The organism is Citrobacter sp. R-1.5.2 (assembly GCF_035064245.1).
Lineage (GTDB): Bacteria > Pseudomonadota > Gammaproteobacteria > Enterobacterales > Enterobacteriaceae > Citrobacter.
Genome location: NZ_JASEYC010000005.1, coordinates 276,673 through 292,559, shown reverse-complemented (window position 1 = coordinate 292,559; position 15,887 = coordinate 276,673). Strand labels below are relative to the sequence as shown.

The following is a 15,887-nucleotide window of genomic DNA, read 5'->3' as shown; positions in this document are numbered from 1 at the left end:
TAAGCTTTACGTGGATACTTAAACAGGAGGTTTTATGAACAGAACGATTCTTGTACCCATCGATATTTCAGACTCAGAATTAACTCAACGCGTTATTGCCCATGTTGAAGCAGAGGCAAAAATTGACGATGCGCAGGTGCATTTTCTGACCGTTATTCCGTCACTGCCCTATTACGCTTCTTTGGGACTGGCCTACTCGGCAGAGTTACCGGCCATGGACGATCTGAAAGCCGAAGCGAAATCTCAACTGGAAGAGATTATCAAGAAGTTCAATATCCCAACGGACAGAGTGCATGTTCACGTTGCTGAAGGTGCGCCGAAAGATAAAATCCTGGAGATCGCTAAAAAATTACCGGCCGATATGGTCATTATTGCCTCACACCGACCGGACATCACCACTTATCTGCTGGGCTCTAACGCCGCAGCCGTGGTGCGTCATGCAGAGTGTTCGGTACTGGTAGTCCGCTAAGCTGTCTGGCCCGCACACCGTTGCGGGCTTTTTGTTTCTCCCTCGTTTACCCCGCGATTCCTGACCTGGAGGGAAAAATAGCTGATGGTTCCATGTCGGCAGATTAAGCTATCTGGTTGCTATAACGCATACCGTGCGGAAGGTAAAAAATCAGTGCTCTGATTGAGTAGTACCGAGATGATTAATCCACAAATGAACACAGATAAGAGTAAAGACTTTCGCTGCCATCTTTATGGTATACAACCAGTCCGCTATCAAGTTGATCGTTTGAGTTCGAGTACAGTTGCGCAGTGTTACCCTTATCGTCTTTCCAGTTTTCAAGATAAACCCTTCCTTTTTGGCTATCTCTTATCCATTGCCCCGTATCAGAAGGCGTAAAAGCATCTCCTCTAACAGTCAACACCCGCTCTCCCTGCGCTTCACTTCGTTCTGCGACTAACTCACGCCCAGAGCCATTTACATCAAAACTACATGCAATTCTTTGAACGTTAGCTTCCGTTACAGCAGGAGAAAGGAGTAAAACAATCATCATCAACTTTTTCATTGCCAGCCTTTATCATCGAATTTTTTCGAACAGATGATATATGGTGCAGTTGATAAATCAATAAACCCAGCGTATCTGATACCCTACAGATATGATTACATTGACGAACTGCCATCAAACATTGCCGTTCTCGCATTATTGATACCACTTCGAACACTGGATACACAAAGTTGTTCCTCTGTCCATCAGTTAGATTTGCAGTAAGTAACGCAATACATAACTAGCATCAATACCCAATACCTTACTTCAATTATTCTTGAGCTCGACAATCCTGTTCCGGATGTCAACTTTTGATGGCCACCTGTGTGGCGCTTTAATTGATGAGATACTCGCGGAAAACGTGTCTTGCTTTGCGTCGAGTGCCATTAATTTACCTTTGGAAATGCCGACAGGCAATGAAGAGAGACGATAAGTGAAATTACTAATAGTGTTCATGGGAGCATGCCTTCTTGCAGCATGTTCCACATCCCAGGAAATTAAACGCCCAGATGGTTCAAGTGAGTACGATATCCAATGTGGGGCTGCTACCGGATGGAATATTTGCTATTCAAAAGCCAATGAAGTTTGCCCCAACGGTTATCAAGATTTATCGAAAGAAGGTGGTTTCAACCGCAAAGAGTTGCGCATCCTTTGTAAGAAGTGATCTTTTAGCCATTGCTATAGGTCTGCCCATGGCGATGGCATAAAAAAACCTGCGGTGCCGATGGCTTGCAAGGACGAGCTCAACGTTGTCAAATTGTGGCCCAATGCCTGGGGTATAGGCGAGCAGAAACCTTACTACTCTGTGAGTAGTATCGGAATCAAATAAATCGCAGCTGTAAAACGTGCTGGTATTCGTCGCCGTAATCCGTACCATACGCGGCATACTTTTGCCTGCTGGCTGTTATCGGCTGGAGCAAATCCATCATTTATAGCTAATCAGATGGGGCATGAAAACGCGCAGATGGTGTACGAAGTCTACAGTACATGGATTGAAGAAATGAATGGCGATCAGGTTGCAATGTTGAATAACAAACTAGCCCTGTGATGGAAGTTTGCCCCTTATATGCCCCTTTTGGTTTTTGAGAACGGTAATAATGCAAGATAATCAACAAGTTACAAAGAAAGAACAATACAACCTGAACAAATTACAGAAACGCCTGCGTCGTAACGTAGGTGAAGCTATTGCCGATTTCAATATGATCGAAGACGGCGATCGCATTATGGTGTGTCTTTCCGGTGGGAAAGATAGCTACACCATGCTGGAAATCCTGCGGAATTTGCAGCAAAGCGCCCCGATCAGTTTCTCTTTGGTCGCCGTAAATTTGGATCAAAAACAACCGGGCTTCCCGGAGCACATCCTGCCGGAGTATCTGGAACAACTGGGAGTTGAGTATAAAATTGTCGAAGAAAACACCTACGGGATCGTCAAAGATAAAATCCCTGAAGGCAAAACGACCTGCTCTCTGTGTTCCCGTCTGCGCCGCGGCATTTTGTACCGCACGGCAACCGAATTAGGTGCCACCAAAATTGCGTTGGGACACCATCGCGACGACATCCTGCAAACACTGTTTTTAAACATGTTCTACGGCGGAAAGATGAAAGGTATGCCACCGAAGCTGATGAGCGATGATGGTAAGCATATTGTGATCCGTCCGCTGGCCTATTGCCGCGAAAAAGATATTGAGCGTTTCTCTGAAGCGAAAGGCTTCCCGATTATTCCGTGCAACCTGTGTGGTTCACAGCCTAACCTGCAACGTCAGGTGATCGCGGATATGCTGCGTGACTGGGACAAGCGCTATCCAGGTCGTATTGAAACGATGTTCAGTGCGATGCAGAATGTGGTGCCTTCTCACCTGAGCGATATTAATCTGTTCGATTTTAAAGGCATCAAACACGGCTCAGAAGTGGTAGATGGCGGTGATCTGGCATTCGATCGTGAAGAGATCCCACTGCAACCAGCAGGCTGGCAGCCGGAAGAAGATGAAAACCAGTTAGATGAGTTGCGTCTGAACGTGGTGGAAGTGAAGTAAACCTCTGTCAGGCCTACAACGTGCACAAGCGCTGTAGGCCTGATAAGCGGAGCGCCATCAGGCACGCCTACGGGCATTTATTTTAATAAACGAACCCGGCAGTTCTTGCCTTTGATCTTACCGTTCTGCAGTTGCTTCCACGCTTTATGTGCCACAGACTGGCGAACGGCCACGTAGACATGCGCCGGATGCACGGCAATCTTGCCGATATCCGCCCCGTCCAGACCAATATCTCCGGTCAACGCCCCTAATACATCACCAGGCCGCATTTTCGCTTTTTTACCGCCATCGATGCACAGCGTCGCCATCTCAGCCTCCAGCGGCAGAATTGAGGCATTACCCGGTGCAGGTAGCCAGTTCAGCTTCAGTTGCAGCATCTCGGACAGAATATTGGCACGTTGCGCTTCTTCCGGCGCACAGAAGCTAATCGCCAGACCACTGTTACCCGCACGGGCAGTACGTCCAATACGGTGTACATGAACTTCCGGATCCCATGCCAGTTCAAAGTTAACCACCAGCTCGAGCGATTTAATATCCAGGCCACGCGCCGCCACATCAGTGGCAACCAGCACACGAGCACTGCCGTTGGCAAAACGTACCAGCGTCTGGTCCCGATCGCGTTGCTCAAGATCGCCATGAAGCGATAATGCGCTTTGCCCTGCTGCGTTCAGTGCATCACAAACAGCCTGACAATCTTTTTTGGTATTACAGAAAACCACACATGATGCCGGCTGATGCTGGCTAAGCAATTTTTGCAACAGCGGAATTTTGCCGTGTGAGGAGATTTCAAAGAATTGTTGTTCAATCGCTGGCAACGCATCGACTGTATCAATCTCAATCGTTAACGGGTTGTTCTGTACGCGACCACTGATCGTGGCAATCGCTTCCGGCCAGGTTGCGGAAAACAGCAGTGTCTGACGTGACGCTGGCGCAAAGCGGATCACATCATCAATCGCATCACTAAATCCCATATCCAGCATCCGGTCGGCTTCATCCATCACCAGCGTATTCAACGCATCAAGGGAGACGGTGCCTTTTTGCAGGTGGTCGAGCAAACGCCCCGGCGTGGCAACAATAATGTGTGGGGCATGTTGCAGAGAATCACGCTGAGCGCCAAAGGGCTGACCACCGCACAGCGTTAAAATTTTGGTATTTGGCAGAAAACGCGCCAATCGACGCAATTCACCCGCGACCTGGTCAGCCAGTTCGCGTGTTGGGCACAGTACCAGCGACTGAGTCTGAAACAGCGCAGCATCAATATGCTGTAACAGGCCAAGACCAAACGCGGCCGTTTTGCCACTGCCGGTTTTTGCCTGCACACGAACATCTTTTCCTGCCAGGATTGCCGGCAAGGCAGCAGCCTGAACAGGCGTCATTTCAAGATAACCCAGCTCATTAAGATTCTCGAGTTGGGCGGCAGGCAAAACATTCAGGGTTGAAAAAGCGGTCACAATTTAATCTCGCGGTAAAAACTCACATTCAGCAGGCGCGTATCCTCGCAGATCTGCGCCCGTGATGCGACAATTTAATCGGCTCTTCATCCGGTGACGGGTCCGGCATAGGTTGCGGACGAGGTATTGGATCGGGAATCGGAACCGGGTCGGTGGGGACAGTATCGAAATGGGGTCGTTGCAACGGCAACGGGGCGAATAAGCAGGTCATATTACCCTCCAGTGAGTCAGACTGACCCTTTTAGGGTAGACGCTGGTTTCCTGCAGGCAAAAAAAAGCCGACTAATCTAAGTCGGCGTCGTACGAATCAATTGTGCTATGCAGTAATTCAAAAAAGGAAGTAAGACAATATGGAGCGCAACGCCCATCGCTTGACGTTGCATTCACCTGCGAGAGAGATATTGCCCCGAATAGGTAGATGGTTTATTGACCTCGCTCAAAAACTTAGCCGTTTTCACTCACGAAAGTCGCTAAAAAATGTAGTTGTTACAACCATTTACTACGATGCAACCATAAAGTAACACCACCAATCAGGACAACTAACAGAATACAGAATAGTGAAAAACCAAACTGCCAGCCGCCACCGGGAATCCCCCCGAGATTGACGCCAAACAGGCCGGTTAAAAATGTGCTGGGCAGAAAAACCATTGCCATCAACGACATGGTATAGGTTCTTCGCGCCAGAGACTCCTGCATAACCTGAGCAATTTCATCCGCCATGATGCCCGTCCGGGCGATGCACGCGTCGATTTCATCCAGCCCTCTTCCCAACCTGTCGGCAATATCCTGCATCCGACGTCGGTGATCGTCAGTCATCCACGGTAAACGTTCACTCGCCAGGCGCGCATAAGCATCGCGCTGAGGGGCCATGTAGCGCCGCATGACTATCAGTTGTTTGCGCAGCAATGCCAGAAAGCCGCGAGGCGGGATCTGTTGGTCCAGCAGGTTGTCTTCCAGATCGATAATTTTGTCATGCAATTGTTCGATAAACTCACTGGCATGATCGGTTAAGGCATCACAAACATCCACAAGCCAGCTACCACAGTCAGACGGTCCCGTCCCTTCCTGCAAGTCACTCACCACATCATCCAGTGCCAGCACTTTACGCTGACGCGTTGAGACAATCAGGCGTTCGTCCATATATAAGCGCATGGCGACAAGCTGGTCAGGGCGTTCGTCGGTGCTGCCATTAATACAGCGTAACGTAATCAGCGTCCCTTCCCCGACCCGGCTTACGCGCGGGCGAGTACTTTCTCCCGCCAGTGCATCACGCACATTATTAGGAAGCAGAGGCGTTGTCGCCAGCCATTGCGCGCTATCAGAATGGGTGTAATTAAGATGCAGCCAGCACGGATGCGCACTGTCGATAACATCGTTGTCTTCCAGCGGTTTCACGCCACCGCGACCATCCAGCAGCCAGGCAAACACGGCATCCGGCACATTAACTTCGGTTCCCTTAATGGCTTCCACAGCGCCTCCATAAACATTCAAACTTTTCGTTAGTCTAGTCTTCAGTATATGTTAAGCAATATCGCATTGTCCCATTATGCTGAAATGATTCATAAAAGTGTTCAAGAAAATAAAAAGCGCCGACGGGTTCGGCGCTGTGGCGAGCAGATGTTGAATCTTAAAATGAAGAACCGTATTTAACCCGTTGACGTAGTCCGGAAACAGGGGGATCTCGATGCAAGATCGTGGTTGTTTCGACAGACATATTTTTACTTAAGCGAAATTTATGTGTACGTGACAGAAGATCATTCACCTGACTTTTCAGGATGCCGGACGAATCAGATAATTCATCGACCATGCTGACATTACTTTGCGTCACGTTTTCCAGTTCGGTCAGAGCCTGGGTAATTCTGGTGATCCCGTTTTCCTGTTCCCGTGTGGTTGTTAATATCTCCGCCATCAGCTGATTTAGCTGCCCAGCACCACCCACAATATCCTGCATGTTCTTTTCGGCTTCACGTACAACCGCCGCACCCTGCTGGACATTGTAATGCGTTTCATCGATAAGACGTTTAATACTCTTTGCCGCTTCTGCGCTACGATGTGCCAATATTCTCACTTCACCTGCAACGACAGAAAAACCTTTGCCATGTTCGCCGGCTCTCGCCGCCTCAACCGCCGCATTCAATGCCAGAATATTCGTCTGGAATGCAATACCATCGATTAACGCGATAATTTCAGTCATCTGCTGAGCGCAGTCGGTGATCGAGCGCATATTGGTGGCGACCTGCACCATTAAATCGCCCCCCTGGCGAGCAGATTGTGTCGCAATATTTGCCTGGGCGCTCGCCATTTGCGTATTATCTGCATTATTGCGCGTACTAACCGCTATCTCATCCATATTTGCAGCTGTTTGCATTAACGCGCCAGACTGCTGTTCTGTTTTTACGGACAATTCGGCGCTACGCTCTGCGAGCTGTTCGGAAAGCGTCATCACGGTCCGCGAAGAGGTTCTGATCTCACTGACTAACGTAGAAATATTACTCGCCAGACTGTTAATTCCCGGAATAAGTCTGCCTGCACAGTTATTACCGAACTCAGGAATACTCATCGCCAGATTCCCTGCGGTCACCTCTTCAATGCTTTCTTTTACCGTATTAATCGGCACGACGAGATATTTTGTCATATACCACCATAAATATAATAGTGAAATAGTACAAACCACATCAGTGCCAATAATGACATCAAACCCTGCAGATAATATTACCTCAACGATATTGAGGGCAACTACGGTACATACCAGAAATAAAATAATAAACGTCCTGACGCTTATATTATTTAACATTTTAATCCTGCCTGCCAAAGAATAACGCGGAGTATTATTTTTTATAGCACCTGCAATGCAGATTGCCATTCCGCGATACCGAAAGTTCCATTTTCAATGAGAGCATGTCGCCTTTTCACTTAAAGCGCACTATCACACCACCAGTTTACATTAGTCTGGTTGTTTATCCCGCATAAGCTGGCATTCACGCCAGTTGCCAGACTATTGTCACCCAGTGCACAATACGAACAAAAATACACCAAACCATAAATATGGTGAATGTTTTCATAAGCGAACATCACATATTCCACCGTTATAGCGGCTCAGACTAATACTGCTGACAGGAAAATAAGAACGCGCCGGGTTTTACCAGGTTAACTGGACAGAATCTGCTAGATTTATCATCACGGTTTTTTATCGATGGGTAGTAAGATGTTGCACGTGTCATGGGACCCTGTACTGATTGGGATTTCCTTTGTTGTCGCATTCATTGCTTCGTTTATTGCCCTCGATAGCGCAGGGAAAGTGGCGATCTCCAGTCGTCGGGAATCGACTTTCTGGCGTTTATCTGGCGGTGCAACGCTGGGGATGGGGATCTGGTCGATGCATTTTATTGGCATGCTGGCCATGAAAATGAGCATGCCTATTAATTATCACTTTTCGCTCACGGCATTTTCTTTTTTGATTGCTCTCATTTCCGCGACGCTTGCCATCAATATTGCAATATCAGGTCAAACGCTTTCGACCAGGCGGCTTATTGTTGCAACAAGCCTATTAAGCACTGGTGTTGTGGCCATGCACTACGTTGGCATGGTCGCTATCGTTGAACATGTTGCTATCCGCTGGCAGTTCTCACTCATTTTACTTTCCGTGGTCATTGCCATTATCGCGTCAGGGATCGGCCTGTGGTTAGCTTTTCATTTGCGGCAAAATACCCGACGCGCATTAATAAACCGACTTATTGCCGCTCTGGTAATGGCACTGGCGATTGCCTCAATGCATTACACCGGGATGGGGGCGGCCACCTTCACTCATTTCGGACACACCGCACATGATGGGCTGAGCACACTGGAACTCTCTATCTGGGTCTGCGCCGTCACGCTGGTGATTCTGGGTATTATGCTGGTCATTTCGATGGTGGATTCTCAGCTACGTACCTCAAGACTGGCCGATAATCTGCATCAACTGAACTGCCAGCTTGAGCACCAGGTCCACTTCGACGCGCTGACCGGCCTTGCCAATCGAACGCAAATAGACGCCTGCTTACAGACCTGCCTGCGTCATTCCAAACTGCATCAACAACACTTCGCCCTGGTCTTTATCGACCTTGACCGATTCAAAATCGTAAACGACACCTGGGGCCATCACATTGGCGATCAGTTGCTTATCGCCAGCACGCAACGCATATACAGCTGCCTTGATGACACCATGACGCTGGCGAGGCTGGGTGGTGATGAATTTATCCTGCTGGTGCCAAACAGCAACCGGGAAGCCATTTCGGTGCTGATGACCCGCATTGCCAGCGCAGTCAAAGAACCGTTTACACTGTTTGGACACACCATTCGTGTTTCGTTAAGCGCGGGAAGCAGTCTTTATCCCGAACACGGCTCAACGTTACATGAGCTAAAAGTAAAAGCCGATACTGCGATGTATCATGTCAAACAGGCGGGCAGAAACGGCTGGGCGATTTACTCCCCAGAGATGGAGGCTATCGCCGATACGCCGCCAACGTTCTTGCAAGAACTGTCACAAGCGCTTGAGCGGAATCAATTCGAATTATGGTATCAACCTAAATACACCGCCGGGGATCACTCTCTGACAGGCTTTGAGGCGTTGTTACGCTGGCATCATCCTGAACGCGGCGTTCTGCTGCCGGCTGAATTCCTGCCCGCACTTGAAGAAACGGGGTTGATTATTCCTGTCGGCACCTGGGTTCTCCAGCAGGCATGCCGCCAGTTATATCAATGGAAGTCACAAGGCCACACGGAGTGGACCCTTGCCGTTAATCTGTCACCCGCCCAGTTTGAACAACCTGATATTGTCGATATAGTCTGCAACGCCCTGGCGCAATATCAGCTTTCACCTGCACATCTCACGCTGGAACTGACTGAAAGTACGGCACTTAAAAATTTAAAACGCAGCGTGGAAGTCCTGAACGCGTTTGCCGATTTGGGGATCACCGTTTCTATTGATGATTTTGGCACCGGTTATTCAAATATATTGATGCTGAAATCACTTCCGGCGCGGGAATTAAAAATAGACAGAATATTTGTCAAAGATATTAGTGAGAACAGCAAAAATACAAAAATCGTGTCTACTATTATTGACATAGCGCACTCTATGAATATGTGCGTTGTGGCGGAGGGGATAGAGACCCAGGAGCAGGAAGCGCTGTTAACCCAGATGGGCTGCGGTGTGCTGCAAGGCTTCCTGTATGCGAAACCGCTGCCAGCACATAAAATCTATGAATTGATACAAACTGAAAACGCCACAACAGTAAAACCAACGGTACAACCCTTGTCTCACCGACAATCAATAACATTGTGAGATTGCATAATTAAAAAAATTCGCCAATAAACCGGCAACACAGCATATGAAGATAACGGGATTATCGATGAGCATAAACGAGCTGCATTCACTGGATTTATTAACCATTCCGGTCTGGATCGTTTCGCCACATACCGAAGAACTGGTGTTCGCCAATACCGTTGCACGGGAACTGATGCAGGCCCCGTGTTTCCCCCCTCTCAGAAAAGGCACATTCTCCACGCACGCACAAAATGATTTACCTATGTATCTCAGTGATTTGCGCAATCATCATGACATTGTGGAGATCCTCACGGTTTACCGCGAAAGCGAGGAAATCGCGCTGGCCTGTCGTTTGTCCATCAGGACGCTTCAGGATATAGGTGATGTTATCCTCTATGAAGGCATTGAAACACCGACAGCGCAAGGTCTGAAAGCCAGCCGCTCTGCCACCTATCAGCGGAAAAAACAAGGATTCTATGCCCGTTTTTTCCAGACTAACTCAGCACCAATGTTGCTTATCGATCCGTCACGCGACGGATTGATTGTGGATGCAAACCTCAGTGCCCTGCATTTCTATGGCTATGATCATGACGTAATGTGTCAGAAGCATACCTGGGAAATCAATATGCTGGGGCGCCATATATTGCCGGTAATGCATAAGATTGCGCATCTGCCTGGCGGCCATAAGCCCTTACATTTTGTCCACAGACTTGCCGATGGAAGTACCCGTCACGTACAAACCTATGCCGGTCCTATCGAAATCTACGGCAATAAGCTGATGCTGTGTATTGTTCACGATATTACCGAGCAAAAACGTCTGGAACTGGAACTGGAACGCGCCGCCTTACATGACGCGTTAACCGGGTTACTCAACCGGCGGCATTTTTATCAGATAACTGAGCCAGAGCAGACACACACAACATCGTTAACGCAGGATTACAGTTTGCTGCTAATCGACACCGATCGGTTTAAAAGCATTAACGATCTTTTCGGGCATTTAAAAGGCGATGATGTACTTTGCGCGCTGGCACGCACCCTGGAATCCTGTGCAAGAAAAGACGATCTGGTTTTTCGTTGGGGGGGAGAAGAGTTTGTACTGCTTTTGCCACGCACGTCTTTAGATGCAGCCCTTAATCTGGCTGAAGTCATACGCGCGACGGTAGCCAAGGTGAGCCTCCCTGGCCTTCCCCGTTTTACCGTCAGTATTGGTGTAGCACGACACGAAGCCAATGAAAGTATTGATGAGTTATTTAAGCGCGTGGACGACGCATTGTACAAAGCCAAAAATGAAGGCAGAAACAGAGTGCTGGCTGCCTGATGACTGCCCTGTTTAGCGACTACGTTTAGCGTGGCGTTCCCAGTTATCCTGTTTTGCCTGCGCAGTTTTACGTAACGCCACATAACATGCCCCGCTGCCGCCATGATGCGGCAGTGCGGCGCAGAAGGCCTGCACATCATCAAACTCCGTTAACCAACGCGCGACGTAGCTACGAACGATGTTGGCATGGGAGTTATCATCACGCCCCTTACCGTGAATCACCAGGACGTTGCGTAACCCATCCTGCTGCGCCTGTAAAATAAAGCTAAATAGCATCTGGCGGCAGGTTTCAACGGGCTGCCGCACAAGATTAAGGCTTGCTTGTTGCGGATATTTCCCGGTTCGCAGCTTGTCAGTCACGCCATGCTGTAACCCTTCGCGACGAAATTCCAGCGGCACGCTCAGCGGGACGATATCCAGAAAACCTGTCGAGAGAAAGTTATCCAACTGCAGCGTATCAATACGTGCCGGGACGCGAAGATTACGCGTTGGCTGCCAGTGAACATCGGCGCATCCCTTCAGTGGTTGAACATCCCCCATGGCGTCAAGAAACAGCGATGCATCATCAAGGTTCATGTTTCATCCTCCAGCGATTATGCGACGGTCATTATCATAACCGCGCACTATTATACCGACAACGGTTTACGGTTATTTCCAATAACGCACCATGCGACATTCCTTTACCTCCACAAGTTAAGATCCGTTTTTGGGGGTATAGCTGCAACTATCACTGACATGATAATGTGTAACCCCGCCTGTAATGAGAGAAACGGATGCTGAACTTACTTGAAGACACCATTGCAACGCCCCTTGGCCCGTTGTGGGTAATTTGTGATGAGCAATTTCGCCTGCGTGCGGTTGAATGGGATCAACATCGCGATCGTATGGAGCAATTGCTGGATATTCATTATCGTTCTGAGGGTTATCAGCGTATTGCTGCCAAAAACCCCGGAGGGCTAAGCGATAAGCTGGCAGAGTATTTTGCGGGAAATCTCAGCATTATAGACACGCTTGAAACCGCAACCGCGGGAACCCCTTTCCAACGCGAGGTCTGGAAAGCGTTGCGTACTATCCCCTGCGGGCAGGTCATGCATTATGGACAACTGGCTGAACAGCTGGGGCGCCCCGGTGCCGCCAGAGCCGTTGGCGCGGCTAATGGTTCCAATCCTGTCAGCATCGTCGTCCCATGCCACCGCGTGATTGGACGGAATGGCACAATGACTGGATATGCGGGTGGCGTGCAGCGAAAAGAGTGGTTATTGCGCCATGAAGGCTATCTACTACTCTAGAATCCAGGCAATTAATGCCTTATTCATCACACTTCCACACAATACACCCACAAATAAAGTACGGTTAATCATATAGATACAAACATTCAACTCGCTTATGCCTGAATTATTCTCTATTGGGAGTAGCTCAGGCTTACGTGCTCACCAAAAAGATGTTAAAATTGACAAATATCAATTACGGCTTGAGCAGACCTATGATCCCGGAAAAGCGAATTATACGGCGCATTCAGTCTGGCGGTTGTGCTATCCATTGCCAGGATTGCAGCATCAGCCAGCTTTGCATCCCGTTCACACTTAACGAGCATGAGCTTGACCAGCTCGATAACATCATCGAGCGCAAAAAGCCTATCCAAAAGGGGCAAACGCTCTTTAAAGCAGGTGACGAGCTTAAGTCACTCTATGCTATCCGTTCCGGAACGATAAAAAGCTATACCATTACCGAACAAGGCGATGAGCAAATCACCGGTTTCCACTTAGCGGGTGACCTGGTTGGTTTTGACGCAATTGGCAGCGGTCATCACCCAAGCTTTGCCCAGGCGCTGGAAACGTCAATGGTATGCGAAATTCCTTTCGAAACCCTGGATGACCTGTCCGGTAAAATGCCGAACCTGCGTCAGCAGATGATGCGTCTGATGAGTGGCGAAATCAAAGGCGACCAGGACATGATCCTGCTGCTGTCGAAGAAGAATGCTGAAGAGCGCCTGGCGGCCTTTATCTACAATTTGTCCCGCCGTTTTGCCCAGCGAGGCTTCTCTCCGCGCGAATTCCGTCTGACGATGACCCGTGGCGATATCGGGAATTACCTCGGCCTGACGGTTGAAACCATCAGCCGCCTGCTGGGTCGCTTCCAGAAAAGCGGTATGCTGGCGGTGAAAGGTAAATATATCACGATTGAGAATAGCGATGCGCTGGCCGTCCTGGCTGGACACACGCGTAACGTTGCGTAACCTTCTCAGCTAACCTTCTGTCAAATCTCTAAATTTTCCGATTTAACGATCTGGCAGGAGGTTCCGCTTTCCTCCTCTTCCAGCAAAGTCACATGCCCACCAGCCTATTTTCCTGAGCGCATAAACGTCTCGTTTTTTACTCCGGCTTCCTGGCAAGATAAATAGCAGTAACGAAATTGCGCTTAACCGTGCCACCGAAATCGTTATTGATGATTCTCTCTATCTCACAGAGAAATGTTGCGCGCTCCGTTTCATTCAGGCGAGCCACCGGGGAGAATGTCGATACGAGTTGGATTGTTCGTCTGACATCCATTTGAGACGCCCATCTGATCTCCTCGCTGAGGATCTCGGTAAATCCGGATTTTTTCAGATCGTTAATCCTTTCGTCTTTTTGTAATGGATAGGGGTGACGGTAGCCAGCCTTATGCGAAGGGCTGGTGCTCAGGGGGGCAAATAAGTGATTAGTTTTCTGCATAAAAGCGTCCATGTTGGATGGATCACCAAAAACAGTCCACCACATAGCAAACCATCCTCCAGACCGTAAAAGTTGGAAAACCTTTTCGAGTCCCTTTGCAGGATCAACCCAGTGAAAAGACGTTGCGGCAATACCTAAATCAAAGTAACTCGTTGGCAATTTAGCATCTTCAAAGGTGGAATGGACTAGCGTAAATGAATTCTGCGGATAACCTTCCAGCCGTTTGTTTAACTTCATCGCCAAATTCGGGTCGGGTTCAATTGCAGTAACCTGATAGCCCATATGCAGCAGTTTTTCCGTTGCCTGCGCCGTTCCTGGCCCAATCTCAAAAGCCTGAAAATGGTTTTCAGAACCGCAATGTTTTTTCAATAAATCATATACCCGTTCAGGATAATCAGGCCTGCCCTCCTGGTAGATCTCAGTGTTCCGGCCAAACAAGGCGCGCCCTTCTTCAAGGGGAATAGGATTTTGCATTTTTGTTCCTTATAAATATCTAACCATTCCAGTCTTCATTATTCACAGCCTGTTGCTAAATCAGGGATAACCCTACTCTTCACCTGTGTAAATAACGGCTACCAGGAGAAACAAATGATGTGCTGAAAGCAATGTTGCTCCCGGCGGGAGTCATATCCTGAGAAAAAGCGATTTACATTGAGTTGGATGTGGGCTGAAACCACAGATTCCCTCCATTTATTGATCTGACAGAAGGTTCTCCCCTGTTTCAATCCACATTATTGGGTTACTCTTTTAAATACGAACTGCGGTGACAGTTGTAAGGAGACCCTGTATGGCTATGTATCAAAACATGCTGGTAGTCATCGATCCAAACCAGGACGATCAACCAGCATTACGGCGAGCAGTTTATTTGCATCAACGGATTGGTGGCAAAATTAAAGCCTTTTTGCCGATCTATGACTTTTCCTACGAAATGACCACCCTGCTGTCGCCGGACGAGCGTACGGCAATGCGTCAGGGGGTCATCAGCCAGCGAACAGCATGGATACGTGAACAAGCGAAATACTATATCGAAGCAGGGATCCCGCTTGATATTAAAGTGGTCTGGCACAACCGTCCCTTCGAAGCCATCATCCAGGAAGTGATCAGCGCTAAGCATGACCTGGTGCTCAAAATGGCACACCAACACGACCGCCTTGAAGCCGTGATTTTCACACCAACCGACTGGCATTTATTGCGTAAATGTCCAAGCCCGGTGTGGATGGTCAAAGATCAGCCGTGGCCGGAAGGGGGTAAAGCGCTGGTGGCGGTGAATCTCGCCAGTGAAGAGGCATATCACAATGCACTCAACGAAAAACTGGTCAAAGAGACGTTGCAGCTTGCAGAACAGGTTAACCATACCGAAGTACACCTGGTGGGTGCCTATCCTGTAACGCCTATCAACATTGCGATTGAGCTACCTGAATTTGATCCCAGCGTGTACAACGACGCCATCCGTGGACAACATCTGCTGGCCATGAAGGCGTTACGCCAAAAATTCAGTATTGATGAAAAAGTTACACACGTTGAAAAAGGATTGCCTGAAGAAGTCATCCCGGATTTAGCTGAGCATTTACAGGCGGGTATCGTGGTTCTCGGCACCGTTGGGCGCACCGGTATATCAGCCGCGTTTTTGGGGAATACCGCAGAACAGGTTATCGACCATCTGCGTTGCGACCTGCTGGTTATCAAACCGGATCAGTACCAGACCCCGGTTGAACTGGACGACGAAGAAGACGATTAATCCTGCAGCAAAATGCCGGATGGCGATGTCATCCGGCATGACATGTACCTAGTGCTTCTCCTCGCCTCCGAGGAAATAGATACCAAGCGGAATAGCCAGCAAAATAGTAAAAACCATACTGTAGACGCAAATCATTGCGGATTGAATGGCATACATCGAGGCTGTCCAGTCGGAAAGCGGAATGTCATACTGTTCAATGACACCACCAATCGTCGCGCGCGTCACAACCGATGCCGCAATGATAAATACCCCAAGCAGACATAACAGAAACTTCCGTCCCTTCGCTGTCTTCAGCTTAGCCATGATCATAGTACTGTCCTTTTGCAGATGAAAACCGTGTTA

Annotated in this window: 16 protein-coding genes and 1 pseudogene; 9 read left to right on the top strand and 8 right to left on the bottom strand. The window is 48.7% G+C overall.

Going from position 1 to position 15,887, the window contains the following annotated elements; all coding sequences use genetic code 11:
• The first annotated feature begins 34 nt into the window (after positions 1-34).
• The gene (gene uspF / locus QMN38_RS12340; RefSeq protein WP_003833207.1) at positions 35-469 is read left to right on the top strand and encodes a universal stress protein UspF; all 435 of its coding nucleotides are present in this window, start codon (positions 35-37) and stop codon (positions 467-469) included.
• 181 nt (positions 470-650) lie between these two features.
• On the opposite strand, the gene QMN38_RS12335 is transcribed toward uspF, so the two are convergent.
• On the bottom strand, positions 651-1,013 hold the full coding sequence (locus QMN38_RS12335) for a hypothetical protein (protein WP_323605140.1): 363 nt from the start codon (positions 1,011-1,013) through the stop codon (positions 651-653).
• Between the two features lie 412 nt (positions 1,014-1,425).
• Here QMN38_RS12335 and QMN38_RS12330 point away from each other — a divergent pair, with 412 nt between their 5' ends.
• The 3 genes and pseudogenes from QMN38_RS12330 to ttcA all read left to right on the top strand — a co-directional run bounded on the left by QMN38_RS12330 (position 1,426) and on the right by ttcA (position 3,025).
• Entirely contained in the window at positions 1,426-1,656 is a 231-nt protein-coding gene (locus tag QMN38_RS12330) for a hypothetical protein (RefSeq protein ID WP_323605139.1), read from the top strand.
• Between the two features lie 117 nt (positions 1,657-1,773).
• Positions 1,774-2,040 (top strand): annotated as a pseudogene (locus tag QMN38_RS12325) (tyrosine-type recombinase/integrase); the annotation flags it as partial.
• A 49-nt stretch (positions 2,041-2,089) separates the two neighbouring features.
• A complete protein-coding gene (gene ttcA / locus QMN38_RS12320; RefSeq protein WP_061067980.1) occupies positions 2,090-3,025 on the top strand; it encodes a tRNA 2-thiocytidine(32) synthetase TtcA in 936 nt (311 codons plus the stop codon).
• A gap of 77 nt (positions 3,026-3,102) precedes the next feature.
• On the opposite strand, the gene dbpA is transcribed toward ttcA, so the two are convergent.
• The 4 genes from dbpA to QMN38_RS12300 form a co-directional block, all read right to left on the bottom strand.
• Positions 3,103-4,476, bottom strand: a complete 1,374-nt coding sequence (gene dbpA / locus QMN38_RS12315) for an ATP-dependent RNA helicase DbpA (RefSeq protein ID WP_323605138.1) — start codon at positions 4,474-4,476, stop codon at positions 3,103-3,105.
• 28 nt (positions 4,477-4,504) lie between these two features.
• Complete coding sequence (gene ynaL / locus QMN38_RS12310; RefSeq protein WP_318048358.1) at positions 4,505-4,687, bottom strand: proline-rich small protein YnaL; 183 nt, start codon at positions 4,685-4,687, stop codon at positions 4,505-4,507.
• 275 nt (positions 4,688-4,962) lie between these two features.
• Positions 4,963-5,946 (bottom strand): zinc transporter ZntB, encoded by a 984-nt coding sequence (zntB, locus tag QMN38_RS12305; protein WP_005126644.1) that lies wholly within the window; start codon positions 5,944-5,946, stop codon positions 4,963-4,965.
• Positions 5,947-6,103: 157 nt separating this feature from the next.
• Positions 6,104-7,270: a methyl-accepting chemotaxis protein gene (locus tag QMN38_RS12300; RefSeq protein WP_271457284.1), complete on the bottom strand. Its 1,167-nt coding sequence runs from the start codon at positions 7,268-7,270 to the stop codon at positions 6,104-6,106.
• A 411-nt stretch (positions 7,271-7,681) separates the two neighbouring features.
• On the opposite strand from QMN38_RS12300, the gene QMN38_RS12295 reads away from it, so the two are divergent.
• Together QMN38_RS12295 and QMN38_RS12290 are read left to right on the top strand one after the other, a co-directional pair.
• A complete protein-coding gene (locus tag QMN38_RS12295) occupies positions 7,682-9,796 on the top strand; it encodes a putative bifunctional diguanylate cyclase/phosphodiesterase (protein ID WP_271448777.1) in 2,115 nt (704 codons plus the stop codon).
• A 67-nt stretch (positions 9,797-9,863) separates the two neighbouring features.
• A complete protein-coding gene (locus QMN38_RS12290; protein WP_271455568.1) occupies positions 9,864-11,096 on the top strand; it encodes a GGDEF domain-containing protein in 1,233 nt (410 codons plus the stop codon).
• A gap of 12 nt (positions 11,097-11,108) precedes the next feature.
• On the opposite strand, the gene smrA is transcribed toward QMN38_RS12290, so the two are convergent.
• Positions 11,109-11,672, bottom strand: coding sequence for a DNA endonuclease SmrA (gene smrA, locus QMN38_RS12285; RefSeq protein ID WP_323605137.1), 564 nt, complete (start codon positions 11,670-11,672; stop codon positions 11,109-11,111).
• Between the two features lie 197 nt (positions 11,673-11,869).
• Here smrA and ogt point away from each other — a divergent pair, with 197 nt between their 5' ends.
• Together ogt and fnr are read left to right on the top strand one after the other, a co-directional pair.
• Positions 11,870-12,385 carry a methylated-DNA--[protein]-cysteine S-methyltransferase gene (ogt, locus tag QMN38_RS12280; protein WP_121584698.1) on the top strand — a complete coding sequence of 172 codons (516 nt, stop codon included), beginning with the start codon at positions 11,870-11,872 and terminating at the stop codon, positions 12,383-12,385.
• Between the two features lie 194 nt (positions 12,386-12,579).
• Positions 12,580-13,332: a fumarate/nitrate reduction transcriptional regulator Fnr gene (gene fnr, locus QMN38_RS12275; RefSeq protein WP_003020397.1), complete on the top strand. Its 753-nt coding sequence runs from the start codon at positions 12,580-12,582 to the stop codon at positions 13,330-13,332.
• A gap of 136 nt (positions 13,333-13,468) precedes the next feature.
• Here fnr and QMN38_RS12270 read toward each other — a convergent pair whose 3' ends face one another.
• On the bottom strand, positions 13,469-14,281 hold the full coding sequence (locus tag QMN38_RS12270; protein ID WP_323605136.1) for a class I SAM-dependent methyltransferase: 813 nt from the start codon (positions 14,279-14,281) through the stop codon (positions 13,469-13,471).
• 313 nt (positions 14,282-14,594) lie between these two features.
• On the opposite strand from QMN38_RS12270, the gene uspE reads away from it, so the two are divergent.
• Positions 14,595-15,545 (top strand): universal stress protein UspE, encoded by a 951-nt coding sequence (uspE, locus tag QMN38_RS12265; RefSeq protein WP_005126626.1) that lies wholly within the window; start codon positions 14,595-14,597, stop codon positions 15,543-15,545.
• 48 nt (positions 15,546-15,593) lie between these two features.
• Here the strand turns inward: uspE and QMN38_RS12260 are convergent, their stop codons facing one another.
• On the bottom strand, positions 15,594-15,854 hold the full coding sequence (locus QMN38_RS12260; protein WP_048211538.1) for a DUF2534 family protein: 261 nt from the start codon (positions 15,852-15,854) through the stop codon (positions 15,594-15,596).
• Positions 15,855-15,887: the final 33 nt, after the last annotated feature.

Bases quoted from the DNA above. Each gene is read 5' to 3' on its own strand.
- uspF (WP_003833207.1), top strand. From the start codon at position 35: ATGAACAGAACGATTCTTGTACCCATCGATATTTCAGACTCAGAATTA.
- QMN38_RS12335 (WP_323605140.1), bottom strand. From the start codon at position 1,013: ATGAAAAAGTTGATGATGATTGTTTTACTCCTTTCTCCTGCTGTAACG.
- ttcA (WP_061067980.1), top strand. From the start codon at position 2,090: ATGCAAGATAATCAACAAGTTACAAAGAAAGAACAATACAACCTGAAC.
- ynaL (WP_318048358.1), bottom strand. From the start codon at position 4,687: ATGACCTGCTTATTCGCCCCGTTGCCGTTGCAACGACCCCATTTCGAT.
- QMN38_RS12300 (WP_271457284.1), bottom strand. From the start codon at position 7,270: ATGTTAAATAATATAAGCGTCAGGACGTTTATTATTTTATTTCTGGTA.
- QMN38_RS12295 (WP_271448777.1), top strand. From the start codon at position 7,682: ATGTTGCACGTGTCATGGGACCCTGTACTGATTGGGATTTCCTTTGTT.
- QMN38_RS12290 (WP_271455568.1), top strand. From the start codon at position 9,864: ATGAGCATAAACGAGCTGCATTCACTGGATTTATTAACCATTCCGGTC.
- smrA (WP_323605137.1), bottom strand. From the start codon at position 11,672: ATGAACCTTGATGATGCATCGCTGTTTCTTGACGCCATGGGGGATGTT.
- ogt (WP_121584698.1), top strand. From the start codon at position 11,870: ATGCTGAACTTACTTGAAGACACCATTGCAACGCCCCTTGGCCCGTTG.
- fnr (WP_003020397.1), top strand. From the start codon at position 12,580: ATGATCCCGGAAAAGCGAATTATACGGCGCATTCAGTCTGGCGGTTGT.
- QMN38_RS12270 (WP_323605136.1), bottom strand. From the start codon at position 14,281: ATGCAAAATCCTATTCCCCTTGAAGAAGGGCGCGCCTTGTTTGGCCGG.
- uspE (WP_005126626.1), top strand. From the start codon at position 14,595: ATGGCTATGTATCAAAACATGCTGGTAGTCATCGATCCAAACCAGGAC.
- QMN38_RS12260 (WP_048211538.1), bottom strand. From the start codon at position 15,854: ATGATCATGGCTAAGCTGAAGACAGCGAAGGGACGGAAGTTTCTGTTA.